At 66.0% G+C, this 15,232-nt stretch carries 19 protein-coding genes and 1 pseudogene; 12 read left to right on the plus strand and 8 right to left on the minus strand.

The window, feature by feature from the left end; translation table 11 throughout:
• The first annotated feature begins 35 nt into the window (after positions 1 to 35).
• Both purD and B0B01_RS03860 read left to right on the plus strand, forming a co-directional pair.
• A complete protein-coding gene (gene purD, locus B0B01_RS03855) occupies positions 36 to 1,304 on the plus strand; it encodes a phosphoribosylamine--glycine ligase (protein WP_076647656.1) in 1,269 nt (422 codons plus the stop codon).
• Positions 1,301 to 2,212 (plus strand): bestrophin family protein, encoded by a 912-nt coding sequence (locus tag B0B01_RS03860; RefSeq protein WP_076647659.1) that lies wholly within the window; start codon positions 1,301 to 1,303, stop codon positions 2,210 to 2,212. The genes purD and B0B01_RS03860 overlap by 4 nt, the downstream gene beginning before the upstream one ends.
• 28 nt (positions 2,213 to 2,240) lie before the next feature.
• Here the strand turns inward: B0B01_RS03860 and B0B01_RS03865 are convergent, their stop codons facing one another.
• A complete protein-coding gene (locus B0B01_RS03865; protein ID WP_076647661.1) occupies positions 2,241 to 2,564 on the minus strand; it encodes a 2Fe-2S iron-sulfur cluster-binding protein in 324 nt (107 codons plus the stop codon).
• A 156-nt stretch (positions 2,565 to 2,720) separates the two neighbouring features.
• Here B0B01_RS03865 and B0B01_RS03870 point away from each other — a divergent pair, with 156 nt between their 5' ends.
• Entirely contained in the window at positions 2,721 to 2,927 is a 207-nt protein-coding gene (locus B0B01_RS03870) for a hypervirulence associated TUDOR domain-containing protein (protein WP_076647664.1), read from the plus strand.
• 8 nt (positions 2,928 to 2,935) lie between these two features.
• Positions 2,936 to 3,490: a DUF488 domain-containing protein gene (locus tag B0B01_RS03875; RefSeq protein ID WP_076647667.1), complete on the plus strand. Its 555-nt coding sequence runs from the start codon at positions 2,936 to 2,938 to the stop codon at positions 3,488 to 3,490.
• Between the two features lie 73 nt (positions 3,491 to 3,563).
• Here B0B01_RS03875 and B0B01_RS03880 read toward each other — a convergent pair whose 3' ends face one another.
• Positions 3,564 to 3,791 carry a cbb3-type cytochrome oxidase subunit 3 gene (locus B0B01_RS03880; protein WP_083946027.1) on the minus strand — a complete coding sequence of 76 codons (228 nt, stop codon included), beginning with the start codon at positions 3,789 to 3,791 and terminating at the stop codon, positions 3,564 to 3,566.
• 127 nt (positions 3,792 to 3,918) lie between these two features.
• On the opposite strand from B0B01_RS03880, the gene glpD reads away from it, so the two are divergent.
• On the plus strand, positions 3,919 to 5,577 hold the full coding sequence (gene glpD, locus B0B01_RS03885; RefSeq protein WP_234967699.1) for a glycerol-3-phosphate dehydrogenase: 1,659 nt from the start codon (positions 3,919 to 3,921) through the stop codon (positions 5,575 to 5,577).
• Between the two features lie 9 nt (positions 5,578 to 5,586).
• On the opposite strand, the gene ychF is transcribed toward glpD, so the two are convergent.
• Positions 5,587 to 6,684, minus strand: coding sequence for a redox-regulated ATPase YchF (gene ychF, locus B0B01_RS03890; protein ID WP_076647673.1), 1,098 nt, complete (start codon positions 6,682 to 6,684; stop codon positions 5,587 to 5,589).
• A 150-nt stretch (positions 6,685 to 6,834) separates the two neighbouring features.
• On the opposite strand from ychF, the gene B0B01_RS03895 reads away from it, so the two are divergent.
• The 7 genes and pseudogenes from B0B01_RS03895 (at position 6,835) to B0B01_RS03920 (ending at position 10,714) form a co-directional block, all read left to right on the plus strand.
• The gene (locus B0B01_RS03895; protein WP_076647676.1) at positions 6,835 to 7,350 is read left to right on the plus strand and encodes an acyloxyacyl hydrolase; all 516 of its coding nucleotides are present in this window, start codon (positions 6,835 to 6,837) and stop codon (positions 7,348 to 7,350) included.
• 57 nt (positions 7,351 to 7,407) lie between these two features.
• Positions 7,408 to 8,199 carry a tryptophan synthase subunit alpha gene (trpA, locus tag B0B01_RS03900; protein ID WP_076647679.1) on the plus strand — a complete coding sequence of 264 codons (792 nt, stop codon included), beginning with the start codon at positions 7,408 to 7,410 and terminating at the stop codon, positions 8,197 to 8,199.
• Between the two features lie 23 nt (positions 8,200 to 8,222).
• Entirely contained in the window at positions 8,223 to 8,375 is a 153-nt protein-coding gene (locus B0B01_RS13390) for a hypothetical protein (protein ID WP_234967700.1), read from the plus strand.
• A gap of 23 nt (positions 8,376 to 8,398) precedes the next feature.
• Positions 8,399 to 8,643, plus strand: a pseudogene (locus tag B0B01_RS03905) (alpha-hydroxy-acid oxidizing protein); the annotation flags it as partial.
• Positions 8,644 to 8,747: 104 nt separating this feature from the next.
• The gene (locus B0B01_RS03910) at positions 8,748 to 9,410 is read left to right on the plus strand and encodes a 50S ribosomal protein L25/general stress protein Ctc (RefSeq protein ID WP_076647682.1); all 663 of its coding nucleotides are present in this window, start codon (positions 8,748 to 8,750) and stop codon (positions 9,408 to 9,410) included.
• A 168-nt stretch (positions 9,411 to 9,578) separates the two neighbouring features.
• Entirely contained in the window at positions 9,579 to 10,292 is a 714-nt protein-coding gene (gene pth, locus B0B01_RS03915; protein WP_076647685.1) for an aminoacyl-tRNA hydrolase, read from the plus strand.
• 38 nt (positions 10,293 to 10,330) lie between these two features.
• Entirely contained in the window at positions 10,331 to 10,714 is a 384-nt protein-coding gene (locus B0B01_RS03920) for a DUF2237 family protein (RefSeq protein WP_076647688.1), read from the plus strand.
• Positions 10,715 to 10,737: 23 nt separating this feature from the next.
• Here B0B01_RS03920 and trpB read toward each other — a convergent pair whose 3' ends face one another.
• From trpB to rpsA, 5 genes are all read right to left on the minus strand, one after another.
• Positions 10,738 to 11,970: a tryptophan synthase subunit beta gene (gene trpB, locus B0B01_RS03925; RefSeq protein WP_076647691.1), complete on the minus strand. Its 1,233-nt coding sequence runs from the start codon at positions 11,968 to 11,970 to the stop codon at positions 10,738 to 10,740.
• A 27-nt stretch (positions 11,971 to 11,997) separates the two neighbouring features.
• Positions 11,998 to 12,678, minus strand: coding sequence for a phosphoribosylanthranilate isomerase (locus B0B01_RS03930; protein ID WP_076647694.1), 681 nt, complete (start codon positions 12,676 to 12,678; stop codon positions 11,998 to 12,000).
• Positions 12,671 to 13,042 (minus strand): LapA family protein, encoded by a 372-nt coding sequence (locus B0B01_RS03935; protein WP_076647697.1) that lies wholly within the window; start codon positions 13,040 to 13,042, stop codon positions 12,671 to 12,673. Before B0B01_RS03935 ends, B0B01_RS03930 begins: the two co-directional genes overlap by 8 nt.
• 4 nt (positions 13,043 to 13,046) lie before the next feature.
• The gene (ihfB, locus tag B0B01_RS03940) at positions 13,047 to 13,328 is read right to left on the minus strand and encodes an integration host factor subunit beta (RefSeq protein WP_076647700.1); all 282 of its coding nucleotides are present in this window, start codon (positions 13,326 to 13,328) and stop codon (positions 13,047 to 13,049) included.
• A gap of 208 nt (positions 13,329 to 13,536) precedes the next feature.
• A complete protein-coding gene (gene rpsA, locus B0B01_RS03945; RefSeq protein ID WP_076647703.1) occupies positions 13,537 to 15,216 on the minus strand; it encodes a 30S ribosomal protein S1 in 1,680 nt (559 codons plus the stop codon).
• Positions 15,217 to 15,232: the final 16 nt, after the last annotated feature.

Below are 15,232 nucleotides of genomic sequence, written 5' to 3' on the forward strand. Positions count from 1 at the left end.
CGCGAAGGCAAGGCCAAGCAGATCGGAGCGCCAGCATGAACATCCTGATCCTCGGTGGCGGCGGGCGCGAGCATGCGCTGGCCTGGGCGGTGTTGCAGAACCCGAAATGCGACCGGCTGATCGTCGCCCCCGGCAACGCCGGCATCGCGCAGATCGCCACCTGCGCCGCGCTCGACATCGAGGATTGCGGCGCCGTGGCGACATTTGCCGAGGCAAACGCGGTCGACCTCGTGATCGTCGGGCCCGAAGCGCCGCTTGCCGCGGGGGTGGCCGACCGGCTGCGGGCCGCCGGGATACCGGTGCTCGGCCCGTCGGCAGCGGCGGCGCGGCTTGAATCCTCCAAGCGCTTCACCAAGGAAGTCTGCGATGCCTGCGGCGCGCCGACTGCGTCTTACGCCCATTTCACCGATGCCGATGCGGCCCGCGCCCATGTCCGTGCAAAAGGCGCCCCCATCGTGATCAAGGCCGATGGTCTTGCCGCCGGAAAGGGGGTGGTCGTCGCCACCACGTCGGCCGAGGCCGAGGCCGCGATCGATTCCATGTTCTCGGGCGATTTCGGCGCCGCCGGGGCCGAGGTGGTGATCGAGGAGTTCATGGAGGGCGAGGAAGCCTCGTTCTTCGTGCTCTGCGACGGGACGGACGTGCTGCCGATCGGTTCGGCGCAGGATCACAAGCGCGCCGGCGAGGGCGACACCGGCCCCAACACCGGCGGCATGGGCGCCTATTCCCCGGCGCCGGTCCTGACCCCCGACATCACCCGGCAGGTGATCGCCGAGATCGTCGAACCTGTCGTGGCCGAGATGGCGCGACGTGGCACGCCCTATCAGGGGGTGCTGTATGTCGGGCTGATGATCCAGGAGGGCCGCGCCCGGCTGGTCGAATTCAACGCCCGCTTCGGCGACCCGGAGGCGCAGGTTCTGATGATGCGGCTCGGCGCGCAGGCGCTCGACCTCATGCAGGCCGCGGCCGAGGGGCGGCTGGGCGCGATGCGGGTGAACTGGGCCGCCGACCACGCGCTGACGGTGGTGATGGCGGCGCGGGGCTATCCCGGCGCCTATGAAAAGGGCGGCGAGATCCGCGGGCTCGAACACCTGCCCGAGACCGCCGCCGAGATCTGCTTTCACGCCGGAACCCTGCGCCGCGACGGCCGCTTTGTCGCCAACGGCGGGCGGGTGCTGAATTTCACCGCCCGCGGCGATACGCTGGCCGAGGCCAGGGCGCGCGCCTATGCCATGGCCGATGCCGTGGACTGGCCCGGGGGCTTTTATCGTCGCGATATCGGCTGGCGGGCCCTGTCGGAATGATCGTCGGGCGGCGCAAGAAAAGTTCGATCGAACTGCTGTTTTCGCTGCGCGGCTCGGTCGTCCCGCACATCCTGCCCTGGATCGCGGTGATGACGCTGGCCGCGGCGCTGGTCGTCCTGGTGGACACCACGCTGTTTACGCTGCCGCTGGCCAATGCCGGCGCCTTTGCCGTGTTCGGGATCGCGCTCTCGCTGTTCCTGGGCTTTCGCAACAACGCCGCCTATGAGCGCTGGTGGGAGGGTCGCAAGCTCTGGGGGCAACTGATTGCCGACAGCCGTGCACTCGCGCGCGAACTCGAACTGTTCCTGCCCGACGACCGCGAGACCCGCGACCAAATCATCCGCCTGATGCTGGCCTTCGTGCATCTGCATCGCGCCAACCTGCGCGAGATGCCCCCGGACGAAGCCGCCCGCACCTGGGCCGGCCCCGAACTGGGCGAGGCGCTGATCGCATCGCCCCAGCCCGCCTGCGCGGCGCTGAACCGGATCGCCGCCCTGCTGACGGAGGCCCGGAGCGCGGGGAAGCTGGACGGGTTCGGCGCCCGCGCCCTGGCCCGGCGGCTTGACGAGATCACCCGGGCGCAAGCCGGCTGCGAGCGGATCGCGACCACGCCCCTGCCCTTTGTCTATTCCCTGCTGATCTACCGGACTTCGGTGCTTTACTGCCTGCTGGTGCCCTTCGGGATGGTCGAGGTCGCCGGCTGGATGACGCCGCTCCTTGTCGCGGTGATCACCTATGTGTTCTTCGGCCTGGCCGAAGTGACCGAGGAGCTGGACCGGCCGTTCCTGGTGTCCGCGAACGGGCTGCCGCTCGACGCGCTGTGCCGGGTGATCGAGATCAGCATGAGCACGCATCTGGGACAGAAAGCGCCGCCACCGCTGCTGGCGGTCGATTCCTATCTGAGCTGATTTGACCTGATCGGGATCGCCCGCCGGATCAGAGCTGTTTCTCCGGCATGGTGACGACCAGCCCGTCGAGTTCATCCGATACCCGAAGCTGGCAGGTCAGGCGCGACAGCACCGGATCGGGCTCATAGGCGAAATCCAGCATGTCCTCTTCCATCTCTTCCTTGGGCGGAAGCCTGTCGATCCAGGCCGCATCCACATAGACATGACAGGTCGAACAGGCGCAGGCGCCGCCGCAGTCGGCCTCGATCCCGGGGATGCCGTTGTCGCGCGCCCCTTCCATCACGGTGAGCCCGGTCGGGACATCGACCACATGCTTTGTGCCGTTATGCTCGATATAGGTGATCCTTGCCATGTTCCGCCCCTGTTCCTGCGATGCCGACTCTCTAGCCAACGTGCCGGAAAGGCGCCACCAGTATTTTCACGCGCCGCCTTCCCTGCCCCTTCGCCCCGGGAACCGGCACCGGGGGCGAATGGTTCTGCCATGGATATGACTGAATGAGGTAGCGTCATGGGAAAATTCAAGGTGGGCGATCACGTGACCTGGAATTCCGAGGCCGGTCACGTCAGCGGCCGGATCATCAAGGTCCATACGCAGGATTTCGACTATAAGGGACACACGCATCGCGCGTCGAAGGAGTCGCCGCAATACGAAATCAAAAGCGACAAGACCGACCATATCGCCGCGCACAAGGAAAGCGCCCTCAGCCACAAGTGACGCCGCAAGTGACCACGCAACCGACGCCGCCGCCGTTTTTCACCATCGGCCATTCGAACCGCCCGCTGTCGGAGTTTCTGTCCATGCTGACGGACGCCGGAGTGCGCAACGTGGCGGACGTGCGCCGCTTCCCGGCATCGCGGACTTTTCCGGCCTATAACGGCGAGGCCCTGCGCGCGGCGCTCGGAGCGGCGGGCATCGGCTATGCCCATTGTCCCGAGCTTGGCGGGCGGCGATCCAAACAGGGGGCGGAGCGCGACCCGAGGAACGGCTGGTGGGAGAACACGAGCTTTCACAATTATGCCGATTACGCGCTCGGCGACGGGTTCCAGCGGGCGCTCGGGCAACTCATCAAGCGCGGACAAGCTGACGGGCCGCTCGCGCTCATGTGTTCCGAGGCGGTCTGGTGGCGCTGCCATCGGCGCATCATCAGCGATTACCTGCTCGATCGCGGCTGCCGGGTCGTGCATCTCATGGGCGTTGGCCACCAGGAAGAGGCGCATCCGACCAGGGGGGCCCTATCCGCAAGCGACGGGCGGCTGATCTATCCGCCGCAGACGTAAAGCCACGGATCGGAAATCCACCGGACCGGCCCCACGACATGCAGATGCGGCCCCGGAGAGCCCCGCGCGCCGCCTATCTGTCGCCCGGGCCGGGCGGCGGAACGGCATTTGCGTCCGTATCGGGGTCGGGCAGCGGGCCCTCGTCATCCCTGAGGATCGAGCGTTTGGCCCGCGTGAAGCGACCGCGGTTATGCGGCAGGAACGCATAGATGCAGATCCCGACCGACAGGGCGATCAGCACGATCAGCCCGATCATCCTGGTCAGTCCGAAAGCCGTCTCCTGAACAACTGCGACGATCATGTTCCGGTCTCCCTCTCTCGCTGTCTGTCCCGTTGCGCCGGTGATTTTCTCTCCGGGTTCCTGCTACATAGGTATGCCGGCAACGACGCGCGGCAAGCTCGGGCACGGTCGGGCGGCGGACGGGGACATGAAACGGACAGCGCAGGCAGAGCAGATGCAAAAGGGGCAGGCGATGCTGCCGGCGGGCGGCGGGGCCGGATCGAATCCGGCCGGGACGACGCCGGCGGGGCCGGCCGACCTGCTGGTGATCGGCGGCGGCGCGAACGGCTGCGGCATCGCCCGGGACGCCGCCGGCCGCGGAATGTCGGTCACGCTTGCCGAGATGGGCGACCTCGCCTCGGCGACCTCCTCGGCCTCGACCAAGCTGTTTCACGGGGGCCTGCGCTATCTCGAATATCTCGACCTGCCGCTGGTGCGCGAGGCGCTGGCCGAACGCGACATCCTGCTGCGCTCCATGCCGCATGTGAGCTGGCCGCTGCGCTTCGTCATGCCGCTCGGGGCGGACATGCGCTTTGCCGCGGAATCTCCGGTCTCGCGCATTCTCGGCCGCGTCATGCCCTGGACGCGGGGCCGCCGGCCGGAATGGCTGATCCGAAGCGGGCTCTGGCTTTACGACCATCTTGGCGGGCGGCGCCCCGTCCTGCCGCGGACAAGGGCGCTCGACCTGAAACACGAGGCGGCCGGCATCCCGCTCAGGGACGGAATCACGCGGGGATTTGAATATTCCGACTGCTGGGTCGATGATTCGCGCATGGTGGCGCTTTGCGCGCGTGACGCGGCCATGCGCGGGGCGCGGATCCTGACCCGCACGAAAGTGACCGGCGCGCGGCGTGAAGGCGGGCTCTGGCAGGTGGAACTGACCGATATCGCCACGGGACAGGTCAGCCGCCATGCGGCACGCGCCCTGGTGAACGCCGCCGGCCCCTGGGTCGAACAGGTGCTGCGCCGGGTCACCGCGACCCCGGGCCCTGAGGGCGTGCGGCTGGTGCGGGGCAGCCATATCGTGACCCGGCGCCTGTTCGATCACGACCGCTGCTACATCCTGCAGGGATCGGACGGGCGCATCGTCTTCGCGATTCCCTATGAGCAGGATTTCACCCTGATCGGCACCACCGACGAGGATCACCCCTCGCCCGATATCGCTCCCGAATGCACCCGCACCGAATCCGATTATCTGCGCAGCGCCGTCAACGCCTGGTTCCGCAGTCCCGTGGCGCATGAGGATGTTGTCTGGAGCTTTTCGGGGCTGCGCCCGCTTCATGACGATCATGCGGCCTCGGCCACGGCGGTGACGCGGGATTATGCGCTGGTGCTTGACGCGCCCGCCGGCCTTGCGCCGCTGCTCAGCGTCTTCGGCGGCAAGATCACGACCCATCGCCATCTGGCCGAAGAGGCGCTGCACCGGCTCGCGCCGCTCATCGGCAACAGCGCCCCCGACTGGACCCGGCGCGCGCATCTTCCCGGCGGGAATTTCCCGCTTGACGGATTTGCCGATCTCGATGCGGCCTTGCGGGCGCGCCATCCGTTCCTTGACGACCCATGGCGGCGGCGGCTTCTGCGGGCCTATGGCACCGATGCGGAAAAGATGCTGGCCGGCGCAGAAAGCGCCGAAGATCTGGGAGAGCATTTCGGCGCGACCCTGACCGCGCGCGAGGTGGACTGGATGACGCGCCACGAATTCGCCCGGACCGCCGATGATGTGCTCTGGCGGCGTTCAAAGCTCGGGCTGCGGCTGTCCGGCGACCAGGTGGCGCGGCTTGCGGCCCATATGGGCGGGCGCGGGTGAGCGGTCAGGTCAGGTATTGAACAGGAAGTGCATCACGTCCCCGTCCTGCACCACATATCCCTTGCCCTCGGCGCGCATGCGCCCGGCCTCTTTCGCGCCCTGTTCGCCGCCCAGCGCGATGAAATCGTCATAGGCGATCGTCTCGGCCCGGATGAAGCCCTTTTCGAAATCGCCGTGAATCACCCCGGCGGCCGCGGGGGCAAACGTGCCTGCCGGGACCGTCCAGGCGCGGGCCTCCTTGGGGCCGACGGTGAAATAGGTCTCGAGATGCAGCAATTCGTAGCCGGCGCGGATCAGCCGGTCGAGCCCGGCCTCGGCCAGCCCCATTTCCTCGAGGAACAGCGCCGCCTCCTCGGGGTCGAGCTGGGCGATCTCCTCCTCGATCCGGGCGCTGATGACCACATGGGCGTTGCCCTGCTCTGCCGCCATTTCGGCGACCCGCGCGGTCATGGCATTGCCCTGCGCCGCGTCCTCTTCGGCGACGTTGCAGACGTAAAGCACCGGTTTCGTGGTCAGAAGCTGGAGCATCCGCCAGGCCTTCGCATCCTCCGGCGCGACGCTGACCGACCGCGCCGGGCGCCCCTCGGCCAGGGCCTCCTGCGCGGCCGCCAGCAGGCGGTCCTGGTCCTTCGCCTCGCGGTCGTTGCCCTTGAGCTTGCGCACCAGATTCGCGCGCCGCCGCTCGATCGATTCGAGATCGGCAAGCATCAGTTCGGTTTCGATGGTCTCGGCATCGGCCACCGGGTCGATCTGCCCCTCGACATGGGTGATGTCGTCGTCCTCGAAACAGCGCAGCACATGGGCGATGGCATCGACCTCGCGGATATTGGCAAGGAACTGGTTGCCGAGCCCCTCGCCCCGGCTCGCGCCGCGCACGAGCCCGGCGATATCGACGAATGTCATGCGGGTCGGGATGACCTGCCGGCTTCCGGCGATTTCGGCCAGACGGTCGAGCCGCGCATCGGGCACCGCCACCTCGCCCACGTTGGGTTCGATGGTGCAGAAGGGAAAATTCGCCGCCTGCGCCGAAGCGGTGCGGGTCAGCGCATTGAACAGGGTGGATTTCCCCACGTTGGGCAGGCCCACGATGCCCATTCTGAAACCCATGACGTTCTCCATTGCCGCAGCCTGATATGCCTGACTGCGGCTTCTACTGGTCAGCGTCCGCCCCCGCAAGCCACGAGCGGGCGAGCTTTGCGTTGCCCGCCGGCGGCAGGCCCGCTATGACGATGCAGACGCATTTCAACAGGCATCCCGATGAAACCGATCCGAGACTTTCCGCTCGTCGCCGCGCTGCTTGCCGCGCTCCTGGTCCCGTTTGCGGCGCCTTCCGCGGCGCGGGCGCAGGAACTGGTCCTTGGCCTTGGCTACACCAGCTATTCGGACGAGCACACGCGCGACGCGCCGCTGTTGACGCTCGATTACAATTTCCGTCCGTTCCATTCGCAGGGGCGGTTCGAGATCGGCTGGGGTGCCGCGCTTGAAATCGACACCCGGGGCGACGCCTTCGCCGGTGCCGGCCTCGTGCTCACGCAAGGGCTTGGCGATCAGTGGTTCGTGAATGCAAGCGTCATGCCCGGTCTCTACCGCCATGCCGGATCGTATAACGATCTGGGCAGCACCTTCGAGATCCGCAGCCTTGTCGGCATCGGCTATCGGCTTTACGACGGCAGCAGCATCGCGCTGGCCCTCAGCCACAAGTCGAACGCGTCAACGGCAAGCCGCAACCCGGGTATGAATGCGCTTACGCTGCGCTGGCACAAGCCGTTCTGATCACCGTTCCTGACCGTCGTTTCCGACCGTCGTTCTCTCACCGGCAAGGAGAGCCCCATGTCCCGCATCGACGCCCAATTCGCCAAGCTCAAGGCCAGCGGCCGCAAGGCTTTCGTATCCTATACCATGGCCGGCGACCCGGATTACGACACCTCGCTGGAAATCCTGCGCGGCCTGCCGGGCGCGGGGGTGGACATCATCGAACTCGGCCTGCCGTTCACCGACCCGATGGCTGACGGGCCGACGATCCAGCTGGCCGGTCAGCGCGCGCTCGAGGCCGGCATGACGCTGCGGCGCACGCTCGATCTTGCGCGCACGTTCCGCGAACAGGACGATGCGACGCCGATCGTGCTCATGGGCTATTACAACCCGATCTACAGCTACGGGGTGGAGCGTTTCCTCACGGATGCGAAAGACGCCGGGATCGACGGGCTGATCGTGGTCGATCTGCCCCCCGAAGAGGATGACGAGCTTTGCATTCCCGCGCAGGCCGCCGGGATCAGTTTCATCCGCCTCGCTACGCCCACCACCGATGACGCCCGCCTGCCCCGCGTGATGCAGAACACCTCGGGCTTTGTCTATTATGTCTCGATCACCGGGATCACCGGCGCTGCCGAGGCCGAGGCCGGGGATGTCGCGCCCGAAGTCGCGCGGATCAAGGCTGCGGGCGATCTGCCCGTCGTGGTCGGCTTCGGCATCCGCACCCCCGAGCGCGCAAGGGCGATCGCCTCGGTCGCCGATGGTGCGGTGGTCGGCTCTGCCATCGTGTCGCGCATTGCCGAGGGCGCATCGGTCGCTGAGGTGCTTTCCTTCGTGCGCGATCTTGCCGGGGGCGCCCATTCGGCCTGAGGCGCCGCCCGCCGGCACCGCGATTGATCGGTGTTCGCGGCAACGCTGATCCGGGCATGCCACAGGCGCAAAAAAGGCCGGAAGGCATGCCCGTCACCACCAGGCCCATCATCATCGAGATCGCGGATCTCCAATGCCTCTGTCACCGCCGCGTGCCGCGGATGTTCGACGATTGATTATACGGAAAGCGGCGATCCGCGGCATCCGCTCGGGGCAGGACATGCTGAAGGCGCTTGCCATGGGGGCGAAGGGCACGTTCATCGGGCGCGCCCTTGTCTGCGGGCTCGGCGCCATGGGCGAATCGGGGGTGACATGCGCGTTCGAGGTGATCCGGCGCGAGCTTGACCTGACCATGGCGCTTTGTGGCGAGCTTGACCACGCCGCGCTCGAGCGGCGCAACCTGCTGATCCCGAGGATTTCGAGGGCCACTGGCAGCCGGCATAGGCGCGCGCCCTCTTTTCAAGCGCGCAGAGCTGTTCTATAGGCTCGGACCTCATGCGGGGTTACAGCCTTGGAGGAGCCCCGCCCCATCAGAATCGGAGACTATCATGGCCAAGGAGATCGACGATCTTCATGCCCAGGAACGGACGGGGACAGGCAAGGGCGCCGCTCGTCATGCACGCCGCGACGGCATGGTTCCGGGTATCGTTTTCGGTGGCGAGCAAGACCCGCTGCCCATCAACATTCCCTTCAACGAACTGTTCAAGCGGCTGAAGGCCGGACGGTTCAAATCGACCCTGTTCAACCTCAAGGTCGATGGCCATGAGGACGTGCGGGTGATCTGCCGCGACGTGCAGCGCGACGTGGTCAAGGATCTGCCGATCCACGTCGATCTCATGCGCCTGCGCCGCGCGACGCGCATCAACCTGTTCATCCATGTGAACGTCGAGGGCGAAGAGGTCTCGCCCGGGCTGAAGCGCGGTGGCGTGCTGAACCTTGTGCGCCCCGAGGTGGAGCTCGTCGTGACCGCGGGGGACATTCCCGATCACATCACCATCGACGTGTCCAAGCTCAATATCCATGACAGCGTGACGATTTCGGACGTGACCCTGCCGGCGGGTGCCAAGCCCACGATCGACCGGGATTTCGTCATCGCCACCCTGACCGCGCCGTCGAGCCTGCGCTCCGCCGGGGAGGATGAAGAGGACGAGGCCGCCGCCGACGAGGTGCCGACCACCGCCGGGGAAGAGGGCGCCGAAAAGCAGGAATGACCGCGCAGCCGGATCATTCGCCAGCATCATCGGACAGGGCCCCGCGCGGGCCCTGTTTTCGTTCCGGCCGATGCCGGCCGATACCCGCAGCACCACAGGCGCCGCTTTCATTCCCGTCGGGTTGCGGGCATGTAGGGACCGCAGCAAGGACCAGAAGCGAGGTGCGCCATGAGGCTCTTTGTCGGACTGGGCAACCCGGGTGCGCAATATGCACATAACCGGCACAATATCGGCTTCATGGTGCTGGACCGGATCGCCGCGGACCACGGCTTCACCCCCTGGCGGGAAAAATTCCAGGGAAAGATCGCCAGTGGCACGCTTGGCGGCGAAAAGACCCTGCTGCTGAAACCGGAAACCTACATGAACCGGTCGGGTCAGTCGGTGGGCGAGGCCATGCGCTTTTACAAGCTCGGGCCCGGGGACGTCACCGTGTTCCATGACGAGCTTGACCTTGCCCCCGGAAAGCTCCGGGTGAAGCAGGGCGGCGGCCATGCCGGGCATAACGGGCTGCGCTCGCTCCACTCCCATATCGGGGAGACCTATGCGCGGGTGCGGCTCGGCATCGGGCACCCGGGCCACAAGGACCGGGTCACGGCGCATGTTCTCGGCGATTTTTCAGGCAGCGATCAGGGCTGGCTCGACGATCTGATGCGCGCGGTATCAGGCGCTGCGCCGCATCTCGCCGGCAATGATCCGCAGCGGTTCATGAGCGCGGTCGCGCAGGCCATGCCCCCCGGGGACGAGCGCGCAGCGGCGCCGCGCGGCGAAAAGGCCGGCGGCAGCGCGAAGGCTGCGGGCACAAGGGAACAGCCGGGCGCAACGGACCCTGCGGCACCGGATGAACGCAGCCCCCTGCAGCGGCTCGTGGACCGTTTCCGCTGACGGCAGCCGGGGCGACATGAAAGACAGAAGGAATAACCATGACACCGGATGAAAGCGTCAATGTTCTGGGCACCGCGCTCGCGCCCTGTTCGCGCCGGCCGCTGACCGGGTTCTTTCGCGACGGGCATTGCAACACCTGCGATCAGGATCCGGGCAGCCATACGGTCTGCGCGGTGATGACCGACGAATTCCTCGCCTTCTCGAAATATGTCGGCAATGACCTGACCACGCCGCGCCCGGAGTATTACTTTCCGGGACTGAAGGCGGGCGACCGCTGGTGCCTCTGCGCGGCACGGTTCCTTCAGGCGCATGACGAGGGCTGCGCACCCCGCGTCATGCTGGCCGCAACCCATGCCCGCGCGCTCGAGACCGTGCCGCTTGAAATCCTGCGTGCCTGCGCAATCGACGCGGAAAGCGACTGAAGGGACGGACCCGAGCGGCCCGGTCAGACCGCGTCGCTCATGTCAAATCCCAGCGCCCGTGCCACGGTGAAGATATCCTTGTCGCCGCGCCCGCACATGTTCATGCAGATCAGGTGATCCTTTGGCAGATCGGGCGCGATCTTGATCACATGCGCCAGCGCGTGACAGGGTTCGAGCGCGGGAATGATCCCTTCGAGCTTGCAGCAGATCTGGAACGACTCGAGCGCCTCTGCATCGGTGGCATAGACATATTCCGCCCGGCCGGTTTCGTGCAGCCAGGAATGTTCGGGGCCGACCCCCGGGTAATCGAGCCCGGCCGAGATCGAAAAGCCTTCGAGGATCTGCCCGTCGTCATCCTGCAGCAGATATGTGCGGTTGCCATGGAGCACGCCCGGCCGGCCGCCGGTGAGGCTCGCGCAATGTTCGATCCGCTCGTCCACGCCCTTGCCGCCAGCTTCGACGCCGATGATCCGCACCGACGTGTCGTCGAGGAAGGGGTGGAACAGCCCCATGGCATTGCTGCCGCCGCCGATCGCCGCAATCACCGTATCGGGCAGACGGCCTTCGGCGGCCTGCATCTGCTCGCGCACTTCCTTGCCGATGATGCTCTGGAAATCGCGCACCATGGCCGGATAGGGGTGCGGCCCGGCCACCGTGCCGATGCAGTAATAGGTGTCGCGCACGTTGGTCACCCAGTCGCGCAGCGCCTCGTTCATCGCATCCTTGAGCGTGCCGCGCCCGGCAGTGACCGGCACCACCTCGGCCCCCAGAAGCCGCATGCGGAACACGTTCGGCGCCTGGCGCTTCACGTCATGGGCGCCCATGTAGACGATGCATTTCATCCCGAACTTGGCACAGACCGTGGCGGTCGCGACCCCGTGCTGGCCGGCGCCGGTCTCGGCGATGATGCGGGTCTTGCCCATGCGCCGCGCAAGGATGATCTGGCCCAGCACGTTGTTGATCTTGTGCGCGCCGGTGTGGTTCAGCTCGTCACGCTTGAAATAGATCCTGGCGCCGCCCAGGTGCTCGGACAGGCGCTCGGCATGGTAAAGCGGGCTCGGGCGGCCGACATAATGCGTCCAGAGATCGTGCATCTCGGCCCAGAAGCTGTCGTCGCTTTTGGCGGTTTCATATTCCTTTTCAAGGCTCAGGATCAGCGGCATCAACGTCTCGGACACGAAGCGCCCGCCGAAATCGCCGAACCGGCCGCGTTCATCCGGGCCGGTCATGAAGGAATTGATCAAGTCTTGCGCCATGGCATCCTCCGCATGGGGTCGGGATGGTTATAGCCTGTCGCGGTCCGGGGTAAACCCGGCCTGCGCATTCCCGGCATCGTGCGCGGCCCTGACAAAGGCATGGATCCGTGCGGGATCCTTGACGCCGGGGCTGCTTTCGACCCCGGACGAGACATCGACCATGCGCGCCCCGGTCAATTGCAGCGCGCTCGCCACATTCGCGGGATCGAGCCCCCCGGCCAGCATCCAGGGCAAGCCCCACTCGCGCCCGGCGATCAGGTCCCAGTCGAAGGCCAGCCCGTTGCCCCCCGGCAGCGCCGCGCCCGGCAGGGGTTTTGCATCCACCAGAATGCGATCGGCAACCGCCAGATAGGCATCGAGCCCGGCCAGATCATCGGCGGTGGCGATGCCGACCGCCTTCATCACCGGCAGGCCGAAACGCGCGCGAATCGCCGCGACGCGCCCGGGGCTCTCCTGTCCGTGCAACTGGAGCATGTCGAGCGGCACGCTCTCCACCAGCCGCGCCAGACTTTCGTCATCGGCATCGACCACGAGCCCGACGCGGGTGATACCTTCGGGGGTCGCCCCGGCCAGCGCCGCGCCTTCCGCAAGCGTGACATTGCGGGGCGAGCGCGGGAAGAACACGAAGCCGACATAGGCCGCCCCGGCTGCGGTTGCCGCCTCGACATCCTCGATCCGCCGCAATCCGCAGATCTTGACCTCAACCATGTTCGATACGCGCCGGCACCGTGTCGTCGAGTATTGCAAGAACCTCGTCCTTGCCGCGGTGCTTTTCTTCCTTGAGCTGCCCGACCTCCTGTTCAAGCTGGCGCAGCTCGCGTTCGCGCGTGCTGGCCCGGCGCCGGTGCTTGTATTCGCGCATCCACTCCCAGAAGAACCCGAGGATCAGCCCGATCATGATGCCGCAGAGGATGGCAAGAAACAGCGGCAGGGTCAGCGAGGGATTGAACCCGATCAGCCCGCCCAGCGCATCGGGCAGCAGGCGGACCGTGACCAGATCGCGGTTCGCGATGGAGATCGACACGATGACGACTGCGAGCAGCACGAGCAAGGCATAGCGAAGGTAGCGCATTCTTCTACTTTCCGTTCAGGCGGTCGCGCAGCAGCTTGCCGGTCTTGAAGAAGGGAACGTGCTTTTCCTCGACCTGGACGGTCTCGCCGGTGCGGGGATTGCGCCCGGTTCTTGCGTCGCGTTTCTTGACCGAGAAGGCACCGAAGCCGCGCAATTCGACACGATCGCCGCGCGCCATGGCGCTGGTGATCTCTTCAAAGATCGTGTTCACGATCCTTTCGACATCGCGCTGATAGAGATGCGGGTTCTCATCGGCGATCTTCTGGATCAGTTCGGAACGGATCATGGTCAGGCTCCTCCCGTGGCGGCTCTTATGCCGGCCAGCAAAGGGATTATAGGAGGAATTTCGCCGCTCGGAAACCGGAACCATCGGAGTTGGCAGGATATTTCCTGCACCGGCCCGGGGTTGCGCGGGTTGACAGGCAGAACGGCCCCGCATCGTTCATGCGGGGCCGCCATTGGTGATCGGAAATCAGCGGGTCAGAATGACCCGATCAATCCCGCTCTTTCAGCGCAGCGCCAAGGATGTCGCCAAGGCTCGCGCCCGAATCCGAGCTGCCGTATTGTTCGACCGCTTCCTTTTCCTCGGCGATCTCGCGGGCCTTGATCGACATGCCGAGGCGGCGGGTCTTGCTGTCCACGTTGGTCACGCGCACATCGACCTTGTCGCCGACGCTGAAGCGCTCGGGGCGCTGTTCGGCACGGTCGCGCGACAGGTCCGAACGCCGGATGAAGGATTTCATCCCCTCGTATTCGACCTCGATGCCGCCGTCCTCGATCGCGCTCACGCTCACGGTCACGACCGAGCCGCGCTTGATGCCGCCGACCGCTTCGGAGAACTTGTCGCCGCCGAGCGCCTTGATCGAAAGCGAGATACGCTCCTTCTCGACATCGACCTCGGTCACGACCGCCTGCACGATGTCGCCCTTGCGATAGTCCTGGATCGCCTCTTCGCCGCGCTGGTCCCAGCTCAGGTCGGAAAGGTGAACCATGCCGTCGATGTCACCCTCGAGCCCGATGAACAGGCCGAATTCGGTGATGTTCTTGACCTCGCCCTCGACTTCGGTGCCGGAGGGATGGGTTTCGGCAAAGACTTCCCACGGATTGCGCATGGTCTGCTTGAGGCCGAGGCTGACGCGGCGACGCGTCGGGTCGATCTCGAGCACCATGACCTCGACTTCCTGGCTGGTCGAGACGATCTTGCCGGGATGCACGTTCTTCTTGGTCCAGGACATCTCGGAGACGTGAACCAGGCCCTCGACACCGGGTTCGAGCTCCACGAAGGCGCCGTAGTCGGTGATGTTGGTCACACGGCCCTTGTGGACGCTGCTCAGCGGATATTTCGCGCCGACCAGTTCCCACGGGTCTTCCTGAAGCTGCTTCAGGCCGAGGCTGATGCGGTGCGATTCCTTGTTGATCTTGATGACCTGCACCTTGATCGTCTCGCCGATCGAAACGATTTCGGAGGGGTGGTTCACCCGCCGCCATGCCATGTCGGTGACATGAAGCAGCCCGTCAACGCCGCCCAGATCGACGAAGGCACCGTATTCGGTGATGTTCTTGACCACGCCGTCGACGGTCTGGCCCTCCTGCAGGTGGGCAATGACCTCGGCGCGCTGCTCGGCACGCGATTCTTCGAGAATGGCACGGCGCGAGACGACGATATTGCCGCGGCGGCGGTCCATCTTGAGGATCTGGAACGGCTGCTTGAGGCCCATCAGCGGGCCGGCATCGCGCACCGGGCGCACATCGACCTGACTGCCGGGCAGGAAAGCCACGGCACCGCCCAGATCGACGGTGAACCCGCCCTTGACGCGGCCGAAGATCGCGCCCTCGACACGTTCCTCGTCGGCATAGGCTTTTTCAAGCCGGTCCCAGGCCGCTTCGCGGCGGGCCATTTCGCGGCTGATCACGGCTTCGCCGCGCGCGCTTTCGGCGGCGCGCAGATAAACCTCGACCTCGTCGCCCACGTCGATGTCGGGGGCTTCGCCGGGGTTTGCAAATTCCTTGAGATCGACGCGGCCTTCCATCTTGTAGCCGACGTCGATGATGGCCTGGCCCGCCTCGATGGCGATCACCTTGCCCTTGACGACAGAGCCTTCTTCCGGCGTGTCGATTTCGAAGCTTTCGTTCAGGAGCGCTTCGAACTCCTCCATGGATGCGTTAGCGGTCATATATCGGTCATGTCCT

This window comes from Pontibaca methylaminivorans (assembly GCF_900156525.1).
Lineage (GTDB): Bacteria > Pseudomonadota > Alphaproteobacteria > Rhodobacterales > Rhodobacteraceae > Pontibaca > Pontibaca methylaminivorans.

Excerpts from the sequence above, each read along its gene's own strand:
- B0B01_RS03910 (WP_076647682.1), top strand. The coding sequence starts at position 8,748 with ATGGCCAAGGAGATCGACGATCTTCATGCCCAGGAACGGACGGGGACA.
- B0B01_RS03880 (WP_083946027.1), bottom strand. The coding sequence starts at position 3,791 with ATGATCGTCGCAGTTGTTCAGGAGACGGCTTTCGGACTGACCAGGATG.
- trpB (WP_076647691.1), bottom strand. The coding sequence starts at position 11,970 with ATGGCGCAAGACTTGATCAATTCCTTCATGACCGGCCCGGATGAACGC.
- glpD (WP_234967699.1), top strand. The coding sequence starts at position 3,919 with ATGAAACGGACAGCGCAGGCAGAGCAGATGCAAAAGGGGCAGGCGATG.
- B0B01_RS03930 (WP_076647694.1), bottom strand. The coding sequence starts at position 12,678 with ATGGTTGAGGTCAAGATCTGCGGATTGCGGCGGATCGAGGATGTCGAG.
- purD (WP_076647656.1), top strand. The coding sequence starts at position 36 with ATGAACATCCTGATCCTCGGTGGCGGCGGGCGCGAGCATGCGCTGGCC.
- B0B01_RS03860 (WP_076647659.1), top strand. The coding sequence starts at position 1,301 with ATGATCGTCGGGCGGCGCAAGAAAAGTTCGATCGAACTGCTGTTTTCG.
- B0B01_RS03870 (WP_076647664.1), top strand. The coding sequence starts at position 2,721 with ATGGGAAAATTCAAGGTGGGCGATCACGTGACCTGGAATTCCGAGGCC.
- B0B01_RS03920 (WP_076647688.1), top strand. The coding sequence starts at position 10,331 with ATGACACCGGATGAAAGCGTCAATGTTCTGGGCACCGCGCTCGCGCCC.
- B0B01_RS03935 (WP_076647697.1), bottom strand. The coding sequence starts at position 13,042 with ATGCGCTACCTTCGCTATGCCTTGCTCGTGCTGCTCGCAGTCGTCATC.
- ihfB (WP_076647700.1), bottom strand. The coding sequence starts at position 13,328 with ATGATCCGTTCCGAACTGATCCAGAAGATCGCCGATGAGAACCCGCAT.
- B0B01_RS03895 (WP_076647676.1), top strand. The coding sequence starts at position 6,835 with ATGAAACCGATCCGAGACTTTCCGCTCGTCGCCGCGCTGCTTGCCGCG.
- pth (WP_076647685.1), top strand. The coding sequence starts at position 9,579 with ATGAGGCTCTTTGTCGGACTGGGCAACCCGGGTGCGCAATATGCACAT.
- rpsA (WP_076647703.1), bottom strand. The coding sequence starts at position 15,216 with ATGACCGCTAACGCATCCATGGAGGAGTTCGAAGCGCTCCTGAACGAA.
- trpA (WP_076647679.1), top strand. The coding sequence starts at position 7,408 with ATGTCCCGCATCGACGCCCAATTCGCCAAGCTCAAGGCCAGCGGCCGC.
- ychF (WP_076647673.1), bottom strand. The coding sequence starts at position 6,684 with ATGGGTTTCAGAATGGGCATCGTGGGCCTGCCCAACGTGGGGAAATCC.
- B0B01_RS03865 (WP_076647661.1), bottom strand. The coding sequence starts at position 2,564 with ATGGCAAGGATCACCTATATCGAGCATAACGGCACAAAGCATGTGGTC.